Here is a 23,538-nt window from a genome sequence, read left to right as displayed (position 1 = left end):
GGCCCTGATAGACGGTGCAAAAAGGTCCCTGCTTAATCAAGCGTCGCAGCAGGTAACGCCTGCAAATGACCCGGCCTGTTTCCACAATCGATGCCTCTTTATCAATCAAAGCGATTACAGATCCTGGAGAGCCAGCGTCACCGCCCCGACAAGGCTCGCCTGGGGGCCTAGCTTGCCCTGAACGACGCGCAGATGCTGACTGGCCGCGGGCAGACAGAGTGCGCGCAGGCGCTCGCGCAGGGGGGCGATGAGAGGCTCCCCTACCAGCGCGACCGACCCGCCTAAAATGATCATACCGGGATTGACAAGATGAACGATATTGGCCAGAGCGAAAGCCAGGTAGGTCAGCACCTCGTCGATCAGGCAGCGAGCCACCTCATCGCCCTCGGCGGCCAACTGGAAGATCTGCCCCACGGTGATGCGCTCGGCGCGTCCCTCGGTGAGCCGGTGGATGGCCTCCAGGGTGGTGGGATGCTCGACGGCGCGCCCGATCATGGTGCGAACGATCGCCTGAGCGGAAGCGATGGCCTCCAGGTGGCCATAGCCGCCGCAGGAGCATCGTGGCCCGTTCTGCATCACGAGCAGATGGCCGATCTCGCCCGCGGTCGAGGTCACGCCGTGGTAGATGCGGCCATTGACGATCAGGCCGCCGCCGATCCCGCGGCCCAGCCCGACGTAAAGAGCCACGCGTTCCCCGAGGCCGGCGCCGTAGAGCACCTCGGCCAGGGCTGCAGCGTTGGCGTTATTGTCGATGATGCAGGGCACGTTCAGGCGCTCGGCCAGGTAGTCCTGCAGGGGGAAGTTATCCCAGCCACGCGCGTGGTAAAGCGTCCGCACGATCCCTTGTGAGGCATCGACTGGCCCGCCTACAGCGACACCGACGCGCAATATCCGCCCACCGTGCAGGCGCTCGGGGTCCAACACCTCTGCCAGCATGGCCTCCAGCAACTGGAGCAGCGTTGTCGTATCGGGAATGTACTCCAGGGGGCGGCGCACCTGATGGAGAATGTTGCCATCCAGATCGGCCAGCGCCACCGATTGCCGCGTGCCGCTACCGCTGATCTCGATCCCCAGCACATAGCCCTGGGTGGCCAGCAGTTTACCGGTGGATCGTGGTGCCTGGCTGCTGCGTTGTGTTGACACGCTCCTGTCTCCTCTTGCGGGCTTGTCTGATGCTGCCGGTGTGGACTGGGCAGGCCCAGGCAGAACAGCACCATGCGGAACGGGGAGGTCGCTCTTCTTCCTTCTCCTCTTGTTCTTGGCCTGGCCTGGCCTGGCTCCCCTCGTCACCCTCGGCGCGCTGACCCCCTCCTCTGACTAGGCTACCACCTCCCTCGCCCGCGCTGCCGCTGTCCTGCTTCCTTACGCTCTTTCTCTTCTCTCGCCCTGGCGCTGCCTTCGCTCTGCCCGCCAGCGGGGGGTGGGCCGTTCCAGGAATTCTGATTACTCCCTTGTTACAGGCGGTGCTCTCTAGATGAACGAGACAGCGGCTTCAGTATATCATAAGAAATGCCTCACGCAAAGTACGTTAGGATGGCTGTCTTACCTCTGCTTATCCGAGCTGGCGGCCTTTCCCCGCCTGCTGCCCTGCTGGTCTCCCGCTTGCATCCGCAGAAGGCTGGCCGCTACAATTGGTGCAGAGTTCAGGGGGCGCAGCGGCTGCCAGTCTCAAGGGCTGGCGGTCGCCGCCTGCCTCGAGATTTGGGCGATCTACGAGGGAAAGCGATGGTCTCATCTTCGCTGGCTGAGCCGCGGACCTTTGTTGGACGCGGCCTTAGCCCTCTAAAGCGGGCAGTCACTGCTGTAGCTTTGCTGACGATTACGCTGGCGGTGCTGCTCATCGCCTGGCATGAGGGCCTGTCGGCGGTCGGCAGCACGATCGCGGCTTTGCTCTTTATTGCTGGCTTTGTCTATTATCTCTGGATTATTGCCCCCCAGCCCTTTACGATCACGGTGAGCGCAGAGGAGATTGTCAGGCGCAGCCAGCGCGGCGAGACGGTGGCGCTGCGCTGGGAGGAGCTGGCACGGGTTAAGGAGGAGTTTTTCCCTAATGGGACGCGCATCAGCCTGGCGCTCTATCGCCGTCCCAGTACCGACGACGGCCAGGACCAGGCTGAGAATCCCGCCCGGCCCGTTCGCGCCTGGGTGGTCTACCGCGACGACGTTGATGATCTGGATGGGCTGACCGCTCTCGTGCAACAGCTCAAACCCGCCGACTGCCACTGGGAGCGCGCCACGGTTCATGAGTGATCCCTCCCAGGAAACGCCGATCTCCGTCTGCTGCCCCCTCCCCGGCTGCCGCCAGCGGCCTGGACTTGGAACCTCTGCCGGCCCAGAACGCTGGCGGCCGATATATTGATTGATAGATATCAATATTTTTACAGGCTGAGGACTTTGAAGCTGCTGATGACGAGCTGGAAGCCCTGGCTGGCGAGGCCGACCTGGGTGGTGGTGAGATAGCGGTTGTCTGTGACTGCCAGAACCTGGCCGCCGTCGATAAAGAACTTGAGGCTGTTATCCTTAGCTTCGACGCGATAGGTATGGCTGCGGCTGCCGGGATCGAAGGGAACAGAGGCCAGTAGCTGGCCGCTGCTGTTCGCTTGATTGGCGGCGAGAACTGCCTTGTAGGGACTCGCGGCGAACTCGGTATAGGTGATGGCTGCGATGTAGCCCTGCCACGGACTCTGTGTGGGGTCGCCGCGTACAGCAATGCCGAAGCCGTCACCGAACGAGTCATTAGATGAGATGATCTGAATAGTGACCTCTACGGCGTAGTTGGTGATGCCGTTAAGAGAACAGGGGGCGCTAATCGTCGGGGCCAGGGACTGGTCGTCGTTCGTGCCGTCGTTGAGCAATTGGCCCTTGAGGAGCTTCCAGTCGGAGGAGCCGGACCAGCCGTTCCAGCCGTGGGTGGCGTCGGCCTGGCAGAGGACGGTGCCAGGAGCTACCTGAGCGCTTGGCGAGGGGGTTGGGGTGGGAGTAAGTGGGGTCTCTGATTGAGAGGTGGCTGTTGCGGTGGTCAGGCTGCCTTGTTGCGATCCCTCTCCCTGGCTCTGGCTGGTTCTTGCTCCGGAGGTGGTGGAAGCGCCTGGCTGGGAGCTGTTGCTCATTTTCAGGAAGTTGAAGCTCAAAGAGATCAGCAGCAGTATGCTCAGGAGCACGATGGTTCCGATGTAGAGGCCGCCTGGCCGGCGCTGCCGGATGGGCGTGGGCGTCGGGGGGGGCGGAGCTGGACTGGTTGGTAGAGGTGTGGGCTGGCTGGCTCCGGCTAATTGCGTGGAAGAGCTGGCTCCTGGCTGCCAGACTGTGTTGGGTGGAGGCGGCGGTGGCACGGTGAACTGATTCTCCTGGCCTTGCATGGGAAGCGCTGGGGTCTCCGCCTCGTCTCGCTTCACCACTGTCGGGGCGTTGCTCGTTGCCCCCGTTGCCAGGATGTCTGCCATCCGCTGGTTGTAGAGGGAACACTGTGGATTGACACATACTCCTGTACTGTGCAGGCGATGACCGCACTGGCCACAAAACTGGGGTTGATCAGCGCTACTCTGGCTCATGAAGAGGCCCTCCGCATCAAGAGTAATAATCGGTGCCTTATCTCCAGGCTCTTAGGGATGAGTACTCGTTCTTCCTATGATCCCTCCTATTTTAACACCGTTGGCCTCCGGCCGTGACCTTCATCTTGGCTCTACAGCTACCGGTCAGTCCTCTCTGAGCGCGTGAGGGCCATCGGGCCACCGGCCCTGCGGACCTGAGCAGGCGGCCAGGTAGTATAATAAGAGCACGAGCCGCTCTCCTCACAGCGGTGCAGCAGGACATAAAGGCGGTCTTCTGTATGGATGCACGTATCTCTCAGCATCATCTGACAGTTCGTGAGCAACTGGTCCTCAGTTTCCTCTGGCTCGGACTCAACATTCAATCAGCCGCACTTCTGCCGATTGTGATCCCGACGCAGATTCTCTTGTTTGTCGCTCCGGGCCAGGTGGGTAGCGCTGAGCAGGCGACCTTTCTGGGCTGGCTGTCAGCGATGGGGGCTTTTTTTGCTCTGGTCGTGCCCCCCATTGTGGGCCTGCTCTCCGATCACACCAGCAGCCCCTTTGGACGGCGGCGCCCCTACGTTGTGGTTGGGGGAGCGCTGACGTTGGCCGGCGCCTTGCTGCTGGCGGGTGCCGTCAATGCGGCTCTGGTGGTGGTTGGGCTGGCGCTTTTCCAGTTCGCCAGTAATGTGGTCTGGGCGGCCTATCAGGGCTTGCTGCCCGACCTGGTGCCCGAGGACCAGCGCGGTGAGGCTTCCGGCTATATGGGCCTGATGACTATTCTGGGCAATGTCGGTAGCCTGGGCCTCGCTGCCTGGCTGCTCGGCGGAGTCAGCCTGGGATCGCTCGGCGCTTCTCTGATTATGAGAGGAGCGCTGATTTATTATGTGGTGACCGATGTGGTGATGCTGCTTGGCATTCTGGTCACAGCCCTGGGCGTGCATGAGGTTCCCTATCACCCGGCTGCCCATCATGATGACCGGCTCCGCTCCTGGGCGGGACTGCGCCGTTGGCTGGTCAGGAACTGGGTCGCTCCCTGGCGCAGCTTCAATTTTACGCTGGTCTTCCTGACGCGCTTCTGCGTGATGATGGGCCTGTACTTGTTCATGACTTTCATCGAGTACTACTTTGCGAACGTGGTGCACGTCTCCAATTTTGTTCAGCAGACAGCGGCTGTGGCGACCCTGGCCCTGGTAGGGGCCTTGCTGAGTACCCTGGGACTGGGTATGCTTTCGGATCGCTTTCGCCGGGCACCGCTCGTCTGTCTGGCGACGCTGGTGATGGGCTTGCCGGCGCTGGCCTTTGTGGTGGCGCCGGCGGCGCTACCGCTCTGGCCGCTGGGACTGCTCTTCGGTCTCGGCTATGGGGCTTATACCAGCGTTGATTGGGCCCTGGCTATCGACGCGCTCCCTTCGCTGGAGGTGGCCGCCAAGGACCTGGGCCTGTGGGGTGCCTCCTCGAATCTGCCGTTGACGCTGGCTCCCCTGGTCGGTAGCCTGGTCATCAGTATGGCCGCTAATCAGGGTCAGACTTCCCTCGGCTATCGTCTGGTCTTCGCCCTGGCGGCCGTCTTTCTCCTTCTCGGGGCGATCCTGGTGCTGCGGGTGCGTGAGCAGAGAGCCGCCAGGGAACCGGCAGGTGGCAGCCAGACGGAAGCGGCCTCGGTCCCCGCTGCTCCGGCCTCCTCGCAGGAGGAACGTCCTGCTCTGGAGGACCGTCGGCGTCATGGCCGCGTCAATCCTCTCTGGTCGCTGGCCGGCAAGACACGTGCTGGTGAGGCGCGAGGGGTCATGCGCTTCTGGACCTTCTGGGAGCGGCTGACGCTTGCCCTGCTGAGGATTCGGCCAGTGCCTGGCGCTCCCTATGGCCTTTTTCATGTCCGTTTCACGCGCTATCGTCATCGGAAGCCGCTTGTGCTGCCGGATGGGACACGCCTTGAGCGCGGCGACCAATTGTTAGAGCTGCACTTTGCCAATCGTCGGCTGCGCGATGCTGCCCTGCAGTGTTCTCCCTGGGAGCTGCTGCGCATGATGCGGGCCGACCTGGGCGCGCTGGCTGCCTGGCTTCAAACACCTGCTGGCGCTGAGGTGCGCGCTATCTATGGGGTGACCCTGTTAAGCCAGGCCGCTCCTCGCCTGGGCTTTAGCTTGCGAGCCAGGCCGCGTGACTTGTGGAGCCGGGCCGACCGCATTTTCATGACTGGCCTGCTGTTGCTCTATCATCCCCAGGGGCAGGCTCGTCTGACTCGCGGCACTACCTATGGACGCTATCCCCAGGAGGTTTGGATGTCGCGGGCCGAGCTGGTGCGGCGCTACGGCCAGATGGCTGGCACTGGAGGGAAGGAGCGGCCAGAACCACCCTCGCTCTGACTCCCTGCGGCCTTCCTTCGACTCTCCTTTCGCCTGCCGGGCTGCTCCGGTCTCTGGCTGTTGACACAGCCATAAGCTGGCGCCTACAATCACAAATAAAGCCACCGGTTTGGACTGCAGGCGGGCAGACAGACAGACAGGCAACTCCTCTTGCCCCACAGGCCAGCCGGTGGTCTCCTCCTCTTCTTTGTTGTGATGGGTTCTGTCTCAGGCTGGGGTCCGGCTGCGACACGGAGGAATAGGGGAGAGGACTGTGAGCGGAAGGCGGCGCCGAATCCCGCCAGCAAGCAAGGCGGGCAAGGGTGGAGGACGGTGGTCCGCCAGCAGCAATCGGCCCGGCTGAACAGAGCAGCGAGCGAGTGAAGGTGACTCTCTTGAGTGACGATAAGAAGCATGCGACGACTGGCGAGCGCCCCAAACATCCCGCGGAACTGACGCCTGGGGCCGAAGAGGTAGTCAGCGGCGTCTGGAAGATCACTCTGCCCATTCCTTTTCCTCTGCGCACCGTCAATATCTACGCTCTGGTGGGACGCGATGGCTGGGCCTTGGTGGATGCAGCGATGGGCACGCCCGAGGCGCGCGCCGTCCTGGCCGAAGGGTTGGAGCGCGCCGGCCTGCGCTTGCAGGAGTTGAGGGCCTTGGTGCTCTCGCACCATCATCCCGACCACATTGGCCTCTCGGCAGAGCTGCAGGAGCAGAGTGGCGCCACGGTCTATATGCATCCTATCGATGCCGCCATAATGCAGGCTATGTGGCATGGTGGGCACGGTGAGCAAGGTGGCCACAGCGCTCAGCAGCGTTCGTTCACCCAGGCCAATCAGTTTTTCAGGCCGCATGGAATGCCGCCGCTCGAGCCGGTGGTCAGCTCGCAATTGCCACCGGAGGTGGTGAACTTTGTCATTCGGGTGCCCACGAGGGAGGCAATCACCTGCGTCGAGGATGGGGAGGAAATTACGCTGGTGGGGGAACGCTACCGCGTGATCTGGACGCCAGGCCATTCCGATGGCCATATTGTCCTCTTCCGCGAGCGCGATGGCCTCTTGCTGGCCGCCGACCACGTTCTGCCGCGCATCACGCCGAATATCGGCCTCTATTCGGAGTACAATCGGGCTAATCCGCTGGGGGACTACATTCAGTCGCTGGAGAAGGTGCGCCATCTCCCCGCCAGCCTGGTACTTCCAGGCCATGGCGAGCCGTTCCGTAACCTGGCTCGCCGCGTGCGCGAGTTGATCAGACACCACGCTCAGCGTGAGCTGGAGATTCTTTCCCTGCTCGGGCGACGCCCTCAGCATGCCTACCAGCTCGCTGAGCAGGTCTTCGGCCAGCGCCTGAAGAGCGATGAGGCACGCCGGATGGCGGTCGCCGAGATTCTTTCCCATTTGGAGCATCTGCGCCTTGCTGGCTATGTCAGGCAGGAACGAACAGACGATGGCCTGATTCTCTACGCGGCGGTCTAGGAATTTTGGCTATGGTAGAGCTGTCGACTGGCCTGGGAAGCCAATTTTTTACCTGTTCGCTCGCTACGAATTGGCTTCCCAGGCCGTTTCACCTCTACAACCTAGCTCTGAAGCTTGACGAGCCGCTTGTATTTCGGAAAAGTGCGTGCTATATTCTATTTGGCAGTGAGGTTGTCATGCCGCTTGACTGGCCCGGCGCCTTCGGGTCCGAGACCGGGAGCGGCCTTGCATCGACAGTCGTGTTGTAAGGAGGTCTCCATGGCAACAGCGAAGAAGAAGGAAGTCGCGACGATTGGCCGTCAGGAGCTGGCCAAGCGCATCGCTCAGAAGGCCGATATCTCGCAGAAGCAAGCAGGCGTCATTCTGGAAACAACGCTGGACGTGATTCGCGATGCTCTGAAGTCCGGCGACGAGGTCCGCCTGGTTGGTTTCGGCTCCTTTAAGGTACGCAAGAGCGCGCCGCGCAAGGGCGTCAATCCGCGCGATGGCAAGACCATTCAGGTGCCTGCAAAGAACCGCGTGCGCTTCTCCGCCGGCAAGGAGCTGAACGAGGCCGTACAGAGCAAGAAATAGCCGTAGTCGCTTGTAGTGCGTCTCATCTCCTCACTGCCACTGGGTCCCCTAGCCCCTGGCACGCCCTCGCTGGAGCAGGGAGAGTGGTGAGCGAGAGCGCCTGTCGCCCCGATCGACCTTGCTCCTCCTCGTGCAGGCCATGGGGCTGCTGTTTACTCATTGCGACCCTCGACCGCTCGCCACGCTCTGCGCTCCCTCCCTGTTGATCTTCTCCTCTCCCCTTTCTCGAACCCCGGCTGTTGCCTGTGTATGCCTGCGCCTGTCTACTGCACGCCTATCTGTCTGTCTGCCTGCCTGTCTGCCCGCCCTCCTGGCGCTGGTCCGCTCGCCTCAGCCGGCCGATGGTCTATCGTTCACCCTCTCCGCTCCTGCCTGCCTCCACGTTGGTCGTCGGATATCTCGGTCGTTCCCAGGCTTTCACCTGCTGCTGGTCCGCAGCGCTGGCCAGAGATTGCCGGCCAGGCAGACGACGGTCGCCAGTCCCAGGGGACCTGATAGGCCAAAGAGCAGGCTCACAAGCCAGGAGCTGGCCGGCCAGAGGCTCGTCAGCGCTCCGCCGAGAAGCAAGGGAAGAACCCGCAGGGCACTGGCCAGGTTGCCAAGCCAGAGAGTGGCGGCCACGAGTCGGGGCGAGGCGATGGCGCCGCCGGAGAAGCCTGGCACCATGCGCGGTGCGATGCCGCAGATGAGGAGGGTGATAAAGCCCATAGCCAGGCCGTGGCGCGGCGCGTCGAGGCCAAAAGGCGCTGCTCCCCTGCCGAGCAAAAAGAGACCAGCGAGGATGAGCAGCAGGGCGGAGAAGCAGGCCCACAGGTAGGCGCTGGCGATCAGGGCGACAAAGGGACCGTAGGTCCGGCTCTGCTGGGCGGTGTGACGGCGATAGGAGCGCGCCAGCGCTTCCGGCGCCGGGGAGAGAGCTGCGACGTGGGCCGGTAGCCGTCCGCGTCGGCGCATCATGCTGATGAAGACGGTGACAAAGCTGGCGATGACGCTGCCGATGAGCAGGAGGCCAGGCCCCTCGAGGAACCGGGTTGCCCAGATGCTAGGGAACGCCACAGGATTGCCTTCCCCGCCCAGCGCCAGACCCAGACAGAGAAGAAGCAGGCCGAGCCAGTAGGCTCCCGCCAGCGGCCAGAGGATCCGCCGCGGGAAGGCTTCCAGGCCGGCATACATGGGAAGCGATTGGGCAGAGACGGCCAGAGCGAAAGGCACGAGGAAACCGAAGAGGCCCAGGCTGACGTTGAGATCGTCGCCGGGCTGGGGAGCAAGGCCACCGGTGGCGGCGGCCTGGAGCATGTTTGCCAGGTTGAGAATGGTCGCCATCGCTAGAGCGAGGGCTGCCAGAACGATAAATGGAGCGATGCTGAAGAAGGCTTTGCGCGTGCTCAGGGCCGGCCCACTCCTCAAGAGCAGCAGGTATTCAATAACGACCAGCAGTAGGGCCGCCCCCTCGCCGCCGCCACTGACGACCAGCGCCAGTCTCCACAGGGGAAGCCCGGTGCTGGTCGTGGCCAGTAGCGGCTGAGCAAGGGCACGCAGGAACAGACTCCCAACTTGGAGACCCAGGATCCAGGGAACCAGCCTCGGAAGCGGGAGGGCCGCGCCGCGCAGACGCGGCAGGAAGTGGAGGGAGACGCCGATGACGAAAAGTCCTGCCCAACCATAGAGCTGAAGGTGCCCATGAGCCTGAACCAGGGCGCTCCACCAACTTCCCGCCGGCAGAGGCAGGGCCTGGCTCACAGTCAGGACGGCGGCCAGTAGGAAGCCGCCGCCGCTGCCGATCAGGAGAGCTGCCCGCAAGAGAGGAGCTACACGCTGAAACGGCTCTTGGGACCTTCCGCCCTCGCTGCCAGCCCCAGCCATGCCCGTGGCGGAGGGTGCATCTGCTGTGGACATTAGTCATCACCTCCTCCCGTCCCGCGCTGCGCATCGACGGCGGGTTCAGGGGCGGCAGATGCAGCGGTCTCGCCACTGCTCTCTGAAGAGGGGCCGATCAGGGTAATCAGAAAGATGCTATCCTGCAGCGCCTCGACGCTATGGGCTACGTGCGGCTCCAGGTGCAATAGTGTTCCAGCGCGCATGCTGATGCGCTCGTGCTCCAGCGAGAACAAGAGATGTCCGCTAATTACCTGGATGAGCGCCTGGTAGCTTGTGCGATGCTGGCGTAGCTGCTGCCCTGTCTGGAGAGCGAGCAACAATAGACGGGCTGTGGCGCTCTCCCAAAGGACCCGCACCGTCGGCCCTTCGCTGCGGAAGGCCGCTGAAGCCGCCAGATCAAAAACCCTGAAGTGGCTCTCGGCCTTTGACTCCTCTAGATGGCTGTCCTGGGTGGGATCAGTCTGCTCCTGCTCCTCCATGCCGTCTGGATTCCTCCTTCTCTTGCTGAGATTATCCTCCCGGTGAGGCCGCCCCCTGTCAATCGGTAATCAGGGGGAGATCACCCGGCGCGCTTGACAATGCGAATGACCCACTCCTCTGGTCCCTGCTGCTCCGCTATCCAGTCGAAGGCATCTGGATACTCTGCCATTAATTGATAGCGGAGGGGGGCAGGATCATGGTCGTTGATCAGGCGCAGCGCGCTGCCTGGTTGGAGCGCCTCCAGGCGGCTGAAGATAAGCGGATGGCGCTCGCGTGGGACGATGGTGCGCACGTCAAGGACTTCTGCAACGTTATCGCTCATGCTTGCTATCCTTCCTTCTGCTGTCTCCCGACAGCCTATTGATGGATCTATGTCAGGCACGGTCTTCAATCTTTTGCCGAGAGAGACCCTGTCTCTTCGGAAGACGGAGGGACGGCTGTCCCGCCGGGGGCATCCGGGGGGAAATGCTCCCCGGCTGGCCAGGCTGCCCTCTCTACCCCAAGTATGGCCGGCTGCTCAGGAGAATGCCGTGACTTTTGTCGCAGCCAGACGGGCCTATGGCGATCTATACTGGCTGGCGTGATGACGGTGAGCTGCTGCTGCCCCGTGACCATCTCGTGGGCTGGCCCCGTCCCGTGAGGGCCGCGGGGCAGCACCCTCTCTCTGCGGGGACTTTCTCGTCGCGGCTGTGTGGAGACAGAAAGGATCGATGGCTCTATGCTTGATGAGGAGACGATCGAGCGTGTCAAGCAGGAAATTTACGAGGCGCTGCGCACTGTAGATGATCCCGAGCTGGGCGTGAACCTGGTCGACCTCGGCCTGATCTACGGCATCCACTTGACCCCCGATGGCTTCGTGACCATTCGCATGACCCTCACCACGCCAGGCTGTCCCATGCACGAATCCCTGGCGGACGGCGTCGGGGCCGCCCTGGCTCATATTCCCGAGCTGACGGGTGGCGAGATCGAACTGGTCTGGGAGCCACGTTGGACGCCTGCACGCCTTACCCCTGAAGGAAGGCGCTTGCTGGGACTGGCCTGACGGCCCGACGGCCCGACGGCCAGGCAGTCCCAGGCAAGCGCGGGCCAACACAGCCGGCCCTGGTGGCCCTGGCTAGCTTCGCAGGACGCTGAGTTTCCACTCCAGATGGCGTACAACGCCAAGCACGTTCAGGGCTGCACCGATGAGGCCGACCCCGACCAGAGCCGCACCTAAGCGCAGCAGCCCATCCCATTCCAGGAGCACGGCGGGCAGCAGCAGGGCCAGGCCCGCGTTAAGCAGCCAGAAGCAGGCCCAGGCCAGCCGCTCTTGGACTAGCTCGCGCATCAGCGGCACCTTCTGATGACCAACCAGCGGTCCGTAGCGGCTGTGCCAGACCAGAAAGGGCACGATCTTGTAGAGGTAGCCGACCACACTCTGGCCGACCCAGCCGATCAGCAGGCAGAGAAGCAGAGCAACGGGCCAGGTGGCCAGTCCGCCACCGCTGAGGCCGGCAAAGAGCAGCACGGGCAGAGCACTGGCCGCCAGGATAAAGCAAATCACGGCAGCGATCCCGTGATATTGGGTCACGTCCAAGGGCCGCCGCCGTCGCTGGCGCAGCATACGCCGGTAATCCCAGCCAAAGAGCCAGGCGCTCAGCGTCAGCAGAGCTGCGCCGGGCAGCGTCTGCCAGCCAGCGCCTCCCAGCAGCCCCAGAGCCAAACCAATGATCCCCAGATTGAGCAGCCCGAATACGATCCAGCCCAGACGATCGCTATGATCGTGGACCAGGGCAAAAAGACGGACCAGGGTGTAGGAGACTCCCACCAACATGTTTGTCAGCCAGCCGGCTACCCCTACAGTCACATGGAGCGGCAGAACCAGCAATGCTCCCAGGCCCAGAAAGCCGTAGACGAAATTCAGGGCTGCCGTCAGGCCAAGCCCAACGACCAGGCTGAGATACAGTAGAGCGCCGCCCATGTAGAAGACGGTCAAGGGGCGCTTACTGGCCTGGAGCAGGGTAGCGGTCAGGATGGCCAGATAGCAGAGCACCGCCACAATCACCAAAGAGCCGCCCAACACGAGTAGCCCGGGTAGAAAGAACCAGAAGCCAGCGAGCAGCGTCAGCACCCCGGCGAGGTAGAGCGGATAGACCACCGGCGTCAGTCCCTTCAGGCGCAGGGGGGCGACCGTAATCACTGGCGTAAGCTGCTGCGAGGCGCCCAGAATAGTCATGGTCAGCCAGCCAAGCGTGACCGTGTGGACCAGGGCCAGGACGTGGGGCTGACCCCAGTTGCTGAGAGTCTCGGGCAGCACGAACGGCAGCAGGAGGCCCGCCACAGCGGCCAGGCAGCTACCGGTCACCAGAAAAGGAAGCGGTACCCCCAGGGGCACACCGCGTCGCCCCATCATCCCGGGCAAGCTGGCCTGCGCGTCCCTGATCCTAAAAGCTCCCGCGCGTTGGCCGGAAGGATTGCCAGCCATCGGCATCATCGTTATCGCCCGCTTTAGGATAGCCATCATCTGCTAACCTGGGTCTTGATTCACTGCTCGTTGGGCATTGCTTCCCGTGTGAAGCGCACTACCCATTCATCGGCAGCCAGACAGAGCGTCTCATGGCGGAAGCCGCGCCCGCCCAGCACCCCATAGAGGGGTACTGGCTCAAAGGGAGCCACCAGTACCAGTGTCTCGCCCACTTTGAGCGGTGTGGCTGCCTCCATGATGCGGACAAAAGGTTCATCGCCGCGCTCCAGATCGGGGCGCACGTCCAGCAAAGCTGTCGCTTGCTCGCGCCAGAGCCGGGCCTGTTCCTGTGCAGCATCCATAAAACCTCCTCAAGCCTCCTTTCCTGCTCAGTACTCTTACCGAGCGTCAGGTATTCACCAGCGTGGTTATGTAGCGTTACAATTCTGAGTGTACAGCTTGGGATAGGCTGGCACCGTAACTTTTGTCGCATCTGATTTGTCTGGCGCTAAGTTGGCTCGGCGGTCTACTGTACCGATATGGCAAGCTAGCAAGCAAGAGGAAAACATGGCGGTCGCTATTGAGGCTATACGCCGGATACCGCTGTTTACCACGCTCGCCGATGAGGATTTGGCGCGGGTAGCTGCTGTCACCAGGGAGCGACGCTACGAGCGTGGCGAGCTAATTATCATGGAAGGAGAGCGCGGCGGGGCGCTATACTATGTTCAGAGTGGCCTGGTCAAGGTCTTCAAGCTCTCGCCTGACGGTAAAGAGCAAGTGCTGCGGCTCATTAGCGCGGGCTATACTTTCAACGACGTGCCCGCCCTGGACGGTGGCCCCAATCCTGCGAGTGTGGCCGCCTTAGAACCCAGCACGGTCTATAGCATTGGCCGCCAGGAACTGCGTCGCCTGATCAAAGAGCGGCCAGCGGTGGCGGAGGGAGTGATTGCCGCCCTGGCCCTTGCCCTGCGCCATCTGGTGGGACTGGTCGAGGACCTTTCCTTCCGGCATGTGACGGAGCGGGTGGCGCGGATCCTGCTGGAACAGGAGCAGGCCCTGGCCGAGGGCCGCCAGGCGCGCCGCCTGACGCAGCAGGAAATGGCGGCCATTGCGGGTACGGCGCGCGAGGTCGTCGGGCGTGCCCTCAGAGAGCTGGAGGCCGCTGGTGCCATCTCCGTGCGTCAAGGGAAGGTCCTGATTCTTAGCCAGGAGCGCCTGCGGCTCCTGGCCGGTAGTGGGTCTGGATTGGTCTAGGGGGCCAGCGCATCAGTAAGCGAAGCGGCGCCATCTGCCAGGCGTGGGCCAGGGTTCCGCTGACAGGGCGACCCCTCTCCCAGCTCGGAGGACTGACTGGGCCCACTCCTTCCCCGACTGGCGCTTGCTGGATGGCCTGCCCGGCCTCCATTACAATCAACACGGAAGCCAGAGCGACCAGAGGCCGAGCCTACTCCTTCTGCGGCGATCTTCGCTGTAAGATGGAACAAGGCCAGGCTACCGATGGCGAGACGAGAGGAGGAGTGACCGCATGCTGGAGCAGCGTGAAACGCGGACCATCAACGGGGTTACGCTAGCCCTGATGCAGGGCAACATTGTCGAAGTTGAGGCGGATGCCATTGTGAACGCCGCCAATTCGGCCCTGGCCGGAGGCGGCGGAGTTGATGGGGCCATCCATCGCGCTGGCGGCCCGCAGATCATGGAGGAATGCCGCAGGATAGGGGGCTGCCCGACCGGCAGCGCCGTCGCGACCACCGCGGGCCGGCTGCGCGCGAAATACGTTTTCCACGCCGTCGGCCCCATCTACAGAGTCGATCGCGAAGCGCCGCGCCTGCTAGCCAGCGCTTATCAGCGCTGCCTCGATCTGGCCGAGCAGTATGGTCTGCAGAGCATCGCCTTCCCCTCACTTAGCACCGGGGCCTATGGCTATCCGCTGGCAGAAGCCGCACCTATTGCTCTGCGTACGATCATTGCCCATCTACTGAAGCCAACCTCGCTCAAGCGCGTGATGCTGGTCCTGTACGGCGAAGAGTCCTATCGAGCTTATGCCCAGGCTCTGGCCTCCCTCTTGCCCCCTCAGCAATGAAGGGAGAGAGGGGGGCCAGACAGACCCTGGCGGCGGAGCTGGTGAAGGGGGTCGGGCGCGCGGGCGGCGGCGTGGGCAGCAGGATATCGCCCTCGGCGCCGCAGCCGAGGACCCTGTAGCGTTCCCGCTCCACCGTCACGGCGCGACAGCCATAGCTGGCCGCCGGACGTGGCGGCGAGGGAGCGATAAAGAGCGCCGTGGCATCGCTGAGCTGGCAACGCCCTGGCTGGCGCTCAAGGCGAAAATGATGAATGAGGCCACTGTCAACCTCGATGCGCGTATAGTCCAGGCGGGCGGGCTGGCAATGCAGAAAAGCCCGGAGCAGGCAAGCCTCGGCGGGACGCGGGTCCTGGCCGCGCGGACTCACCCCCTCGGGACCAACGCCGTACAGGCTGCCGCAGTTGAGGGGGGACGGCTGCGTGGGAACCGAGGGCGCCGAGGCCTGGGGCCGAGCGACCTTGTTCGTCCCCCTGCTGACTGCGCTGTCGCTAGCCTGAAGCAGACTCGTGCAGACGGCGAGCAGCATAAGAAGCAACATCCAGCCCGGACGGCCAAAGCTGGCCTGCAAGCCTCCTGCACGGTGACGGTGTGCACTGGCCATCCTCCAAAACCTCCTCTCCTCGGAGACTCGACTCTGTCAGCGCCGCATTGGTAGGCAGCGAGATCTCCCCTCTTTTCCTAGCCATTCTTGGGCCAGAGGAGGCAGCAGATCCCTGCTGTCAGAGAGACGCAGGCGCCGCCAAAAAGTTCCCGTCCCGGCTCCGGCCTCAACTCCACTCTTGTTTTTCCAGGGCTGGGCGCGCTATAGTTAGGGCAAGTATCCCCTTCCGTGCTGCACCATCAAAACAAGAAGCTCATGAAAGGACGCAGCCGCTGGCGACGTCAGTCAGGCCAACTGGTCTATGGCAACAGAGCAGGCCTGGCGGTCAACGGTTGCGCTAGGCATACGATGGCACAGATTTTCATCACGCTCCACTACTGGAACCAGTTTCTCATACTGGCGACAGGCGCTATCACGACCATCTGGGGCTTCTTTCTCTTCTTTACCAGAAGGACCGAGACCTTCAGTCCGGCCTGGCGCATCGCGCTGATTGTGACAGGCTGTGTTGGGGCCTTGCAGGGGCTGCTCGGCATTATCATGGTGATCATGGGGCTACGTCCTGGCACCGGCACGGGCCTCTACTGGCTCCATTACGTCTACGGGGCGATTGTCGTCTTCATCCTGCCCGTAGCGCTCACCTACAGCTCGAGCGGCAAGAACGTCCGGCGCGACGTGCTCATCTTCAGTATTGCAACTCTGATTCTCGTCGCGGCAGCCATTCGGGCCATGATGACCGGGCCGGCCTGACCTCAGCCGGTCAAGCCCTTTGGGCCGCGCAGCCAACAAGGGGCCGCTGAGCAGTCAAGCGAACCAGCGGCCGAGGAGGAATCATCAGCGTGCGAGCATCCTTTATCCATGTCGCCGATATTCATCTGGGATACGAGCAATATGGCGTCAGCGAGCGCTTCAACGACTTTGCCCGCGCCTTCTGGGAAATCATGGACGAGGCGCTTCAGCGTCAGGTCGACTTTGTCGTAATTGCGGGCGACCTCTTCAATAAGCGTTCCATCGATGCCCGCACCCTGCTTCAGGCCATCGAGGGGCTGCGGCGTTTGCGCGAGCGTCACATCCCGGTGATTGCCGTCGAAGGTAACCACGACCGCAGCTATTACCGCGAAGGCATCTCCTGGCTGCAGTTTCTCTGTCATCAGGGCTATCTGACTCTGCTGGCGCCGCAGATGCGCGGCGGCGCGCCCGTCATCGCGCCCTGGAACAGGCAGACCATGCTTGGCTCGCACGTTGACCTGCTTGACGGGAAGCTGCGCGTCTATGGTCTGCCCTGGCAGGGGTCGGCCACCCTGCGCTGCCTTGAAGGGCTGGCCGAGGCTCTGGCCGTCGAACGGGCCAACGAGGAAGCGGCTGGCGTTGAATATCGCCTGCTGGTCATGCATACCGGCATCGAAGGAGTGGTCCCGCGCTTGCAGGGGCTGCCCTCGCTGAGCCACTTTCGGCGTCTGCGCCCCTACATCGATTACGTGGCCCTGGGCCACATTCACAAGCCCTACGAATTCGAGAGCTGGATCTACAACCCCGGTTCGCCCGAGACCTGGAGCGCTGAAGAGGCCCAGTGGCAGGAACGCGGCTACTATTTCGTCGAAATCGACACCAGCCAGGCTCAGCCAGGTGCGAGAGCGGAGCATTCCAGCTATCATCGGGCCACCCATCTGGTCAACACTCGGCGGCCGTTCGTCCGCTATGACCTGCGGGTCGATGGCCTGGCTACCCCTGAAGCCGTCATCGCCCGGCTGGCAGAGTTCTGCCAGCGCGAAGGTCCGCGCTACGCCGGAGCCGAAGAGCGTCGGCGCCCGGTTGTCCATGTCCAGTTGCTGGGGACGCTGGCCTTTGACGCTGACGCCCTCGATTTCCAGCGCATGGAGGAATTGCTCCGCTCCGCTTTCCAGCCGCTGCATGCCCGCGTCGAGAACAACGCCAGCGACCGTGACTATCTGCTTGACGGCGAAGGACTTGACGGACGCGACCGCTCTACCTGGCACGAGCTAGAGCGGCGCATCTTTGCCGAGCTGCTCGGGCGCGATAGCCGCTATCTGCCGGCTAAGGAAGCCTGGGGGCTGGTGCTGGCTGAGCTGAAAGAACGCGCCCTGCAGAAAGACGATCCGGCTGCCCTGGCCGACTATCTACGCCAGAAGCGTGCGGAGCTGCTGGGCAAGGGCGAGCCAGCTCAGTAAGCCCGGCCCCAGCCAGCCGGCCGGCCAGCGGCCTGCTAGCTATCCTGGGGCCTCCTCTCCTCGTCTCAAAGGATCAGTCAGGGGCGCAGATAGTCGAGGGCCGCGCGCGTCAGCACCTCTACCGCTACCGGCAGGGCCTCCTCATCGATGTTGAAGCGCGGATGATGGTGAGGGTAGATCGCCTCCTTGGCCTCGTTGCGAGCGCCCACGATGAAGTAGCAGCCAGGGACAGCATGCAGAAAATAAGCCATATCATCGCTGCCGGTTGTCATCACGCGCTCGTCGCTATCGACGCGCTCGGGGCCAACGGCGACCTCCGCCGCACGGCGCACCACCTCGGTCACCGCCGGATCGTTGACGCAGGCCAGGCAGCCATCGGCCGCCTCGACCTCGCAGGTCGCCCGGTAGGCGGCGGCGATGCCCTGGGCCATCTCCCGCAGACGTCCGAGCAGGCGGCGGCGATGCCCCTCATCAAAGGTGCGCAGCGTCCCCTGCAGCACGGCCTCCTCGGGAATGATATTGAAAGCTGCCCCAGCGTGGATGCTGGCGATGGTCAGTACTGCTCGTTCAAAGGGCGAGGTCTCGCGACTGATCAATGTCTGGAGGGCCAGCACAATCTGGGCGGCGATCACCACCGGGTCGATCGTCCCCTCGGGCATAGCGGCATGGCCCCCCTTGCCCTTGACGCGCAGCTCCAGGCGATCGGCGGCGGCGAAAACCGGACCGCTGCGTACCCCCACACGCCCAACCGGATAGCTGCTAAAGAGGTGCAAACCGATCACGCTATCCACATCCTGCATGACCCCAGCCTGCACCATTGGTGCGGCCCCCCCGATAACCTCCTCAGCCGGCTGAAAAACAAACTTGACCGTCCCTTTCAGTTGGTCGCGATGGCGGCTCAAGAGCGTCGCCACCGCCAAAGCGATCGAGACGTGGCCATCGTGGCCGCAGGCGTGCATCTTCCCATCGACCGTCGAACGATAGTCGATCTCATTCAATTCATGGATGGGCAAGGCATCCATATCGGCACGAATGGCCAGCGTCCGACCGTTCCCGCCAGCGGTCCCATGTAGCAGGCCAACCACGCCGGTCTGAGCGATGCCGGTCTGTACCTCCAGGCCGAGGGCGCGCAAGCGGCCCGCCACGATCTCGGCGGTGCGCACCTCCTCGAAAGCCAGCTCAGGATGCTGGTGCAGGTCGCGTCGCAGCGCCACAATATCCGGAACCATCTCATCGATTTCCAACTTCAGAGTATCCTGCTCAGCAGCAGAAGCCATGCTCTTCCTCCTGCAGAATTCTTGAGCCTGCGGGTATCGCAGGGGAGCAGCGTCTCCTCAGCGCGCGCCTCAGCGTCCCACATTGAAGCGGAAGTGAGCGATATCGCCGTCCTGCATCACATAATCCTTCCCTTCGAGCCGCTGCAGGCCCTTGCGAGCCGCTGCTGCGAAGGAGCCGCCGCAGGCCATGAAATCGTCGAAGTGGGTGATCTCAGCGCGGATAAAGCCGCGCTCGATATCTGAATGGATCTTGCCGGCGGCCTCAGGGGCCTTGGCGCCTTTCGTCACCGTCCAGGCGCGCACCTCATCCTCACCGACCGTCAGGAACGTAATCAGATTCAGCAGGCGGTAACCGACCTGGATCACGCGCTCGGCTCCCAGCTTCGGCAGGCCAAGAGAAGCCAGGTACTCGGCGGCCTCCTCGGGAGCCAGCTCGCTTAGCTCGGCCTCCAGGCGGGCGGAGACCGCCACCGTCTCGGCCTCCTCGGCGCTAGCCCGCTGCGCCACGGCTGCCACGCCGCGCAGCTCGCCGTTCAAGGTCTCCGGAGACGGCGCGCTCCCCTGACCCTGGTGGATGTGCTCCAACAAAGTGGCCGCCTCGGCGAGCACATCCTCGCTGACATTGAGCACATACATGCGGGGCTTCATTGTCAAGAGGAACAGCTCCTTGACAAGAGCCTCCTCCTGGGCATTCAGCTCCAGGCGACGCACTGGCACACCACTGCTCAGCGCCTCCTGCAAGCGAGCCAGCAGAGCCAGCTCCTGCTGATACTTTTTCTCGCCCGACTTAGCCGCCTTGGCCGTGCGCTCGCTGCGGCGCTCGACGGTTGCCAGGTCGGTCAGAGCCAGCTCGCTATCGAGCTGCTCCAAATCGCGCAGTGGGTCGATGCTCCCGAGCGGGTGGGGCACGTTCTCATTGACAAAGGTGCGCAGCACAATCGCCAGCGCATCGGCGTTGCGAATATGTCCCAGGAACTCAGCGCTCAGTCCCCCCTTACGGGCCTCCTCATCCTGCTGACCCATCCCGGCCACATCGACGAATTCCACCGTGGCATAGGTCACCTTCTTGGGCTTAAAAATCTCCGCCAGCGGCTTCAAACGCGGGTCGGGCACCTGCACCACCGCCGTATTGGCCTGCACCGTGCGGGTCGCATAGCCGCTAATAGGCGCCTGGGCGCCCGTCAGGGCATTGAAAAGCGACGTCTTGCCACTCTGTGGCAGACCGACGATGCCTATTCTCAGTGCCATAAAGAACAAACCCCTCCTGACCAGCTATTCTTGACGGTTTATGCAACCCTCCCTTACAATTAGGAGTGGCATTATCTGATTGCTCCTCTCTTTGGGTAACAACGCGGAGGTCGCTTCTCATGCCATTGTACGAATATCGCTGCGGTGATTGCAAATCCCGCTTCGAACTCCTGGTCAGCCACGAGCGAGCGGACCAGGTAGCCTGCGCGCAGTGCGGGAGCGAGAACGTGCGACGCCTGCTCTCGGTCTTCGCCACCCAGCGCGTTGGAGCGGCGGCTGGCGCGGGCCTGGAGGACTTTTCCGCCGGCGTGGGCGGGAGCTGCAGCTGTGGTGGTGGGAGCTGTGGCTGCCACTGAAACCCCTTCTCCTACCCAGCAGAGGCCGCAGAAGAAGGAGTCGCGCCTCTTCTTCAAGACCAGCTACCGGCGCGGCGTGATCGAGGCGCTCGTGATCTACACGCTTGGGCGCCTGGGGGCCCTGATCAGCCCGCAGGTCTTCCCCGACTGGCTCTTTGTGCTGCTTCCCCTGCTGTTCCTCTTCCTGCAGTATCTGGGTGGTCCTATCTGGGCGACCTATCGCATTCAGTCGACCAGGCGCGAGCGCATGAGCCGACGCTTCTGGCTTCTTGGACCCCTATTGGCCGGCCTCTGTTTCCTGATCGACCTGGTGATCTCGCTCACGCTGGGGATGGCCGTCAATGCTCTTGGAGGCGTGCAACAAGGTCCGGCCCTCTGGCGCTTCTTTGCCGGCGGCGAAGCTCACCTCACCCTGGGTCAATTTGCCCTCTCTGAGCTGCGTACCGCCGTCGCTCTGCTGGCGCTCTACACAGTAGCCGTGGTCTGTACGCGCCTGGCCCAGGGCGGTTTCCTCCGCTTTACCATGCCAGCGGGTGGTCGGCGAGTGACCCTCTAAGCGGGAGCGGCCTGCCTGCTCCTCTTGCTTCCTTTCTCCTTTTCTTGACGAAGCTGCCAGGAGAGAAGCGGGCGGGGAGCAGAGAGTTTCCCAACCAGCCCAGCCGGGGAAGGGGGCCAGCCTGGCCGGGCGCGGGGTCGCCGGCACGAAGGCAAAAAAGGCGCTGAGCGGGAAAAGCAGCCCGCCGCGCTTTCTTCTATTATTACAGTCAGCCACCTGTTCGCGAGCGAGACCGGAGCGGGCATTGGGGCCGACGACAGCGCCACCGCTCAGGTGAGCGCGCCTGACCCCGCCGCGCCGGCAGCGCGGCCTCCAGCGTCCCGGAGATCGAGGTCCCCTGTTGACATCAAGAGCGGCTCGCCAATCCCTGCCTCCCTCCAGTCCTGCCATCAGGAGAACACGTCAAAGAAGACAGAAGAGAAAAGAGCAAAAGCAGCGACCTCGAAAGCAAGAGATCACTCTCCCGGGAAGGCAAACGCACTAGCGGACCTGTACAGGCCGGACTAATCCCAGCCGGGCCGGACTGGCGCGCAGCAGCCGCGAACAGCCGGCGCGGCGGTAAGCCCACCCAGGTAAAGCTGCACTCCTCGCTGGCGATCCTGGGAGTCTCCTTCTGACTCAGCGAGCGAGGGAGCAGACTAACCGACCAGCAAACCCCGAGCAGTCCGGAAGAGCGAGTGGCCCTCTCGTCTGGCTACAGATGCAGAGGCTCCCTCTAGCGATTGGCGTAGAGGGTGCGGAGTCTCTGACTGATTGTTTGCTTGCCTATCCTGCTTCTCTTCTGCCAGCGAAGAGAGAGCGAGCGACCTTCCCTGCCGGGGCCTTGAAGGGAAGCCGTCTGCTGGCTCCGCCCTGCGAGCGCGTGGGGGAGCAGCGGCCTGCCTGCCGGTATCTGCCGGGGCCGGGCCTCTCGACTGGCCTCGCCTTGCTGGGGGCGAGGGGAGAGGAAAGAGGAGAGACCGCCAGGCCCGGTTGAACAGAGGGGACACTGCCGAGGAAGGCAGAAGCCAGGCCGTGCAACGGTGCGACGGTGCAACAGCGCCACAGTGCCTACAGTGTCCACACTGTCAGAGCGCAACGCCGTAGCGGCGCGAGCGAAGCGGACAAGCCGGAGCCGGCAAGGCTGGTAGGACCAGCCGGCAGAGAGAAGAAACAACGTGAGGCTGAACCGATCCTGCCTGAGACGGTTACAGAGCCTTTACAGGATGCTCTTATTGAGAGTAGCCAGGAACTCCATATTATTCTGCGTCTTAGCCATATGCTGTAGCAGAGCCTCCATTGCCTCCAGACCGCGCTGCTCAGCCAGGGTTGAGAACATTCGGCGCATCAGCACGACGGCGCGCAGCGTCTTCTCATCGAGCAGGAGGTCCTCCCGACGTGTGCCGGACAGGCTGATATCGATGGCCGGGAAGACCCGGCGCTCGGCCAGCTTGCGGTTGAGGATCAGCTCCATATTACCGGTACCCTTGAACTCCTCGTAGATCACATCGTCCATGCGGCTACCGGTATCGATGAGGGCCGTAGCGATAATCGTCAGGCTGCCACCCTCCTCGACCTTGCGAGCGGCGCCGAAGAAGCGCTTGGGAGGGAAAAGCGCGCTGGGATCGAGGCCGCCGGTGAGCGTGCGGCCACTTGGCTGGACGGCCAGGTTATAGGCGCGGCTGAGGCGAGTAATGCTATCGAGCAAGATCACCACATCGCGCCCGCCCTCGACCAGGCGTTTAGCGCGCTCCAGCACCATTTCGGCCACGCGCGTATGGGCCTCGGTCGGCTCATCGAAGGTCGAGCTAATGACCTCAGCCTTCACCGAGCGCTTCATATCCGTCACTTCTTCAGGGCGCTCACCGATGAGAGCCACCATCAGATGGACATCGTTGTACTTCTCGGTGATCGAATTCGCGATGGCCTTCAGGAGCATCGTTTTGCCGGCCTTGGGAGGAGAGACGATCAGACCACGCTGACCGCGACCGATGGGGGCGACCAGATTGATGAGGCGACCGGCGATGTTCGTAGGACCGGTTTCCAGGTCGAACATCTCGCGGGGGAAGATGGGCGTCAGGTTATCGAAGTGGGGACGCCGTTTTGCATCTTCCGGGTTCATGCCATTGATCGCCTCCACGCGCAGCAGGCCGTAGTACTTCTCGTTATCCTTCGGCGGACGCACCTGGCCGGTCACCATATCGCCGGTGCGCAGGCCGAAGCGGCGGATCTGCGACTGGGAAACATAGACATCCATGTTTCCCGGCAGGAAGCGCTCCTGGCGCAGGAAGCCGAAGCCATCCTCCACGATTTCGAGCACGCCGGCGCTAAAGATATTGCCCTGCTGCTCGGTGTGCTGCTGAAGAAGCCGGAAAATGAGGTCCTGTTTTTTGAGGGTTGTGTAGCCGGAAAGTTCGAGGTCGCGAGCAATCTCGCGCAACTCTGCGATCGTTTTGGTCTCTAGCTCAGCGATGTTCACGTTGCGTTGGGCGAATTATGTCCTTTTGGGAAAGAACACGCCCCCT

General features: G+C 63.0%; 22 protein-coding genes. 11 read left to right on the top strand and 11 right to left on the bottom strand.

Annotated features, from left to right (window positions below):
* Positions 1-114: 114 nt before the first annotated feature.
* Positions 115-1,143, bottom strand: coding sequence for an ROK family protein (locus tag ACFMO7_RS04030; RefSeq protein ID WP_376794246.1), 1,029 nt, complete (start codon positions 1,141-1,143; stop codon positions 115-117).
* A gap of 582 nt (positions 1,144-1,725) precedes the next feature.
* Between ACFMO7_RS04030 and ACFMO7_RS04025 the strand changes: the two genes are divergently transcribed.
* On the top strand, positions 1,726-2,250 hold the full coding sequence (locus ACFMO7_RS04025; protein ID WP_376794245.1) for a hypothetical protein: 525 nt from the start codon (positions 1,726-1,728) through the stop codon (positions 2,248-2,250).
* Between the two features lie 128 nt (positions 2,251-2,378).
* Here ACFMO7_RS04025 and ACFMO7_RS04020 read toward each other — a convergent pair whose 3' ends face one another.
* Positions 2,379-3,551, bottom strand: a complete 1,173-nt coding sequence (locus ACFMO7_RS04020; RefSeq protein WP_376794244.1) for a hypothetical protein — start codon at positions 3,549-3,551, stop codon at positions 2,379-2,381.
* 278 nt (positions 3,552-3,829) lie between these two features.
* Here ACFMO7_RS04020 and ACFMO7_RS04015 point away from each other — a divergent pair, with 278 nt between their 5' ends.
* The 3 genes from ACFMO7_RS04015 to ACFMO7_RS04005 all read left to right on the top strand — a co-directional run bounded on the left by ACFMO7_RS04015 (position 3,830) and on the right by ACFMO7_RS04005 (position 7,929).
* Positions 3,830-5,899: an MFS transporter gene (locus tag ACFMO7_RS04015; RefSeq protein ID WP_376794243.1), complete on the top strand. Its 2,070-nt coding sequence runs from the start codon at positions 3,830-3,832 to the stop codon at positions 5,897-5,899.
* A 374-nt stretch (positions 5,900-6,273) separates the two neighbouring features.
* Positions 6,274-7,356: an MBL fold metallo-hydrolase gene (locus ACFMO7_RS04010; protein ID WP_376794242.1), complete on the top strand. Its 1,083-nt coding sequence runs from the start codon at positions 6,274-6,276 to the stop codon at positions 7,354-7,356.
* Positions 7,357-7,614: 258 nt separating this feature from the next.
* Positions 7,615-7,929 (top strand): HU family DNA-binding protein, encoded by a 315-nt coding sequence (locus tag ACFMO7_RS04005; RefSeq protein WP_297160676.1) that lies wholly within the window; start codon positions 7,615-7,617, stop codon positions 7,927-7,929.
* 417 nt (positions 7,930-8,346) lie between these two features.
* Here ACFMO7_RS04005 and ACFMO7_RS04000 read toward each other — a convergent pair whose 3' ends face one another.
* The 3 genes from ACFMO7_RS04000 to ACFMO7_RS03990 form a co-directional block, all read right to left on the bottom strand.
* Entirely contained in the window at positions 8,347-9,825 is a 1,479-nt protein-coding gene (locus tag ACFMO7_RS04000; protein WP_376794241.1) for a hypothetical protein, read from the bottom strand.
* Positions 9,825-10,286, bottom strand: a complete 462-nt coding sequence (locus tag ACFMO7_RS03995) for a cupin domain-containing protein (RefSeq protein WP_376794240.1) — start codon at positions 10,284-10,286, stop codon at positions 9,825-9,827. The genes ACFMO7_RS04000 and ACFMO7_RS03995 overlap by 1 nt, the downstream gene beginning before the upstream one ends.
* An 80-nt stretch (positions 10,287-10,366) precedes the next feature.
* Positions 10,367-10,609: a DUF2249 domain-containing protein gene (locus tag ACFMO7_RS03990; RefSeq protein ID WP_376794239.1), complete on the bottom strand. Its 243-nt coding sequence runs from the start codon at positions 10,607-10,609 to the stop codon at positions 10,367-10,369.
* A 396-nt stretch (positions 10,610-11,005) separates the two neighbouring features.
* Here ACFMO7_RS03990 and ACFMO7_RS03985 point away from each other — a divergent pair, with 396 nt between their 5' ends.
* Complete coding sequence (locus ACFMO7_RS03985; RefSeq protein WP_376794238.1) at positions 11,006-11,329, top strand: metal-sulfur cluster assembly factor; 324 nt, start codon at positions 11,006-11,008, stop codon at positions 11,327-11,329.
* A gap of 72 nt (positions 11,330-11,401) precedes the next feature.
* On the opposite strand, the gene ACFMO7_RS03980 is transcribed toward ACFMO7_RS03985, so the two are convergent.
* Positions 11,402-12,760 (bottom strand): hypothetical protein, encoded by a 1,359-nt coding sequence (locus ACFMO7_RS03980; RefSeq protein ID WP_376794237.1) that lies wholly within the window; start codon positions 12,758-12,760, stop codon positions 11,402-11,404.
* Between the two features lie 50 nt (positions 12,761-12,810).
* Positions 12,811-13,092, bottom strand: coding sequence for a DUF2249 domain-containing protein (locus ACFMO7_RS03975; RefSeq protein ID WP_376794236.1), 282 nt, complete (start codon positions 13,090-13,092; stop codon positions 12,811-12,813).
* A 205-nt stretch (positions 13,093-13,297) separates the two neighbouring features.
* On the opposite strand from ACFMO7_RS03975, the gene ACFMO7_RS03970 reads away from it, so the two are divergent.
* Positions 13,298-13,984 carry a Crp/Fnr family transcriptional regulator gene (locus ACFMO7_RS03970; protein ID WP_376794235.1) on the top strand — a complete coding sequence of 229 codons (687 nt, stop codon included), beginning with the start codon at positions 13,298-13,300 and terminating at the stop codon, positions 13,982-13,984.
* 271 nt (positions 13,985-14,255) lie between these two features.
* Entirely contained in the window at positions 14,256-14,810 is a 555-nt protein-coding gene (locus ACFMO7_RS03965) for an O-acetyl-ADP-ribose deacetylase (protein ID WP_376794234.1), read from the top strand.
* On the opposite strand, the gene ACFMO7_RS03960 is transcribed toward ACFMO7_RS03965, so the two are convergent.
* A complete protein-coding gene (locus ACFMO7_RS03960; protein WP_376794233.1) occupies positions 14,722-15,411 on the bottom strand; it encodes a hypothetical protein in 690 nt (229 codons plus the stop codon). The genes ACFMO7_RS03965 and ACFMO7_RS03960 overlap by 89 nt on opposite strands.
* Positions 15,412-15,666: 255 nt before the next feature.
* Between ACFMO7_RS03960 and ACFMO7_RS03955 the strand changes: the two genes are divergently transcribed.
* Both ACFMO7_RS03955 and ACFMO7_RS03950 read left to right on the top strand, forming a co-directional pair.
* Positions 15,667-16,158: a hypothetical protein gene (locus tag ACFMO7_RS03955; protein WP_376794232.1), complete on the top strand. Its 492-nt coding sequence runs from the start codon at positions 15,667-15,669 to the stop codon at positions 16,156-16,158.
* An 89-nt stretch (positions 16,159-16,247) separates the two neighbouring features.
* On the top strand, positions 16,248-17,597 hold the full coding sequence (locus ACFMO7_RS03950) for an exonuclease SbcCD subunit D (protein ID WP_376794231.1): 1,350 nt from the start codon (positions 16,248-16,250) through the stop codon (positions 17,595-17,597).
* A gap of 77 nt (positions 17,598-17,674) precedes the next feature.
* On the opposite strand, the gene ACFMO7_RS03945 is transcribed toward ACFMO7_RS03950, so the two are convergent.
* Complete coding sequence (locus ACFMO7_RS03945; protein ID WP_376794230.1) at positions 17,675-18,874, bottom strand: M20 family metallopeptidase; 1,200 nt, start codon at positions 18,872-18,874, stop codon at positions 17,675-17,677.
* Between the two features lie 69 nt (positions 18,875-18,943).
* A complete protein-coding gene (locus tag ACFMO7_RS03940; RefSeq protein WP_376794229.1) occupies positions 18,944-20,122 on the bottom strand; it encodes a redox-regulated ATPase YchF in 1,179 nt (392 codons plus the stop codon).
* A gap of 119 nt (positions 20,123-20,241) precedes the next feature.
* Here ACFMO7_RS03940 and ACFMO7_RS03935 point away from each other — a divergent pair, with 119 nt between their 5' ends.
* On the top strand, positions 20,242-20,478 hold the full coding sequence (locus ACFMO7_RS03935; RefSeq protein WP_376794228.1) for a zinc ribbon domain-containing protein: 237 nt from the start codon (positions 20,242-20,244) through the stop codon (positions 20,476-20,478).
* Positions 20,465-21,034 carry a hypothetical protein gene (locus ACFMO7_RS03930; RefSeq protein WP_376794227.1) on the top strand — a complete coding sequence of 190 codons (570 nt, stop codon included), beginning with the start codon at positions 20,465-20,467 and terminating at the stop codon, positions 21,032-21,034. The genes ACFMO7_RS03935 and ACFMO7_RS03930 overlap by 14 nt, the downstream gene beginning before the upstream one ends.
* 1,198 nt (positions 21,035-22,232) lie before the next feature.
* On the opposite strand, the gene rho is transcribed toward ACFMO7_RS03930, so the two are convergent.
* On the bottom strand, positions 22,233-23,492 hold the full coding sequence (gene rho / locus ACFMO7_RS03925) for a transcription termination factor Rho (protein WP_376794226.1): 1,260 nt from the start codon (positions 23,490-23,492) through the stop codon (positions 22,233-22,235).
* Positions 23,493-23,538 lie beyond the last annotated feature (46 nt).

Origin of the sequence: Thermogemmatispora sp. (assembly GCF_042408735.1) — a bacterium.
GTDB lineage: Bacteria > Chloroflexota > Ktedonobacteria > Ktedonobacterales > Ktedonobacteraceae > Thermogemmatispora.
Note: the sequence above shows the minus strand (reverse complement) of the source record. Positions and strands in the feature narration are given on the sequence as shown.

What these genes read in the sequence shown, in the direction of transcription:
- ACFMO7_RS03935 (WP_376794228.1), top strand. Translation starts at nt 20,242, where the DNA reads ATGCCATTGTACGAATATCGCTGCGGTGATTGCAAATCCCGCTTCGAA.
- ACFMO7_RS03980 (WP_376794237.1), bottom strand. Translation starts at nt 12,760, where the DNA reads ATGATGCCGATGGCTGGCAATCCTTCCGGCCAACGCGCGGGAGCTTTT.
- ACFMO7_RS04015 (WP_376794243.1), top strand. Translation starts at nt 3,830, where the DNA reads ATGGATGCACGTATCTCTCAGCATCATCTGACAGTTCGTGAGCAACTG.
- ACFMO7_RS03975 (WP_376794236.1), bottom strand. Translation starts at nt 13,092, where the DNA reads ATGGATGCTGCACAGGAACAGGCCCGGCTCTGGCGCGAGCAAGCGACA.
- ACFMO7_RS03970 (WP_376794235.1), top strand. Translation starts at nt 13,298, where the DNA reads ATGGCGGTCGCTATTGAGGCTATACGCCGGATACCGCTGTTTACCACG.
- ACFMO7_RS03960 (WP_376794233.1), bottom strand. Translation starts at nt 15,411, where the DNA reads ATGGCCAGTGCACACCGTCACCGTGCAGGAGGCTTGCAGGCCAGCTTT.
- ACFMO7_RS03965 (WP_376794234.1), top strand. Translation starts at nt 14,256, where the DNA reads ATGCTGGAGCAGCGTGAAACGCGGACCATCAACGGGGTTACGCTAGCC.
- ACFMO7_RS03990 (WP_376794239.1), bottom strand. Translation starts at nt 10,609, where the DNA reads ATGAGCGATAACGTTGCAGAAGTCCTTGACGTGCGCACCATCGTCCCA.
- ACFMO7_RS03995 (WP_376794240.1), bottom strand. Translation starts at nt 10,286, where the DNA reads ATGGAGGAGCAGGAGCAGACTGATCCCACCCAGGACAGCCATCTAGAG.
- ACFMO7_RS03940 (WP_376794229.1), bottom strand. Translation starts at nt 20,122, where the DNA reads ATGGCACTGAGAATAGGCATCGTCGGTCTGCCACAGAGTGGCAAGACG.
- ACFMO7_RS03985 (WP_376794238.1), top strand. Translation starts at nt 11,006, where the DNA reads ATGCTTGATGAGGAGACGATCGAGCGTGTCAAGCAGGAAATTTACGAG.
- ACFMO7_RS03945 (WP_376794230.1), bottom strand. Translation starts at nt 18,874, where the DNA reads ATGGCTTCTGCTGCTGAGCAGGATACTCTGAAGTTGGAAATCGATGAG.
- ACFMO7_RS03955 (WP_376794232.1), top strand. Translation starts at nt 15,667, where the DNA reads ATGAAAGGACGCAGCCGCTGGCGACGTCAGTCAGGCCAACTGGTCTAT.
- ACFMO7_RS04005 (WP_297160676.1), top strand. Translation starts at nt 7,615, where the DNA reads ATGGCAACAGCGAAGAAGAAGGAAGTCGCGACGATTGGCCGTCAGGAG.
- ACFMO7_RS04000 (WP_376794241.1), bottom strand. Translation starts at nt 9,825, where the DNA reads ATGTCCACAGCAGATGCACCCTCCGCCACGGGCATGGCTGGGGCTGGC.
- ACFMO7_RS04025 (WP_376794245.1), top strand. Translation starts at nt 1,726, where the DNA reads ATGGTCTCATCTTCGCTGGCTGAGCCGCGGACCTTTGTTGGACGCGGC.
- ACFMO7_RS04020 (WP_376794244.1), bottom strand. Translation starts at nt 3,551, where the DNA reads ATGAGCCAGAGTAGCGCTGATCAACCCCAGTTTTGTGGCCAGTGCGGT.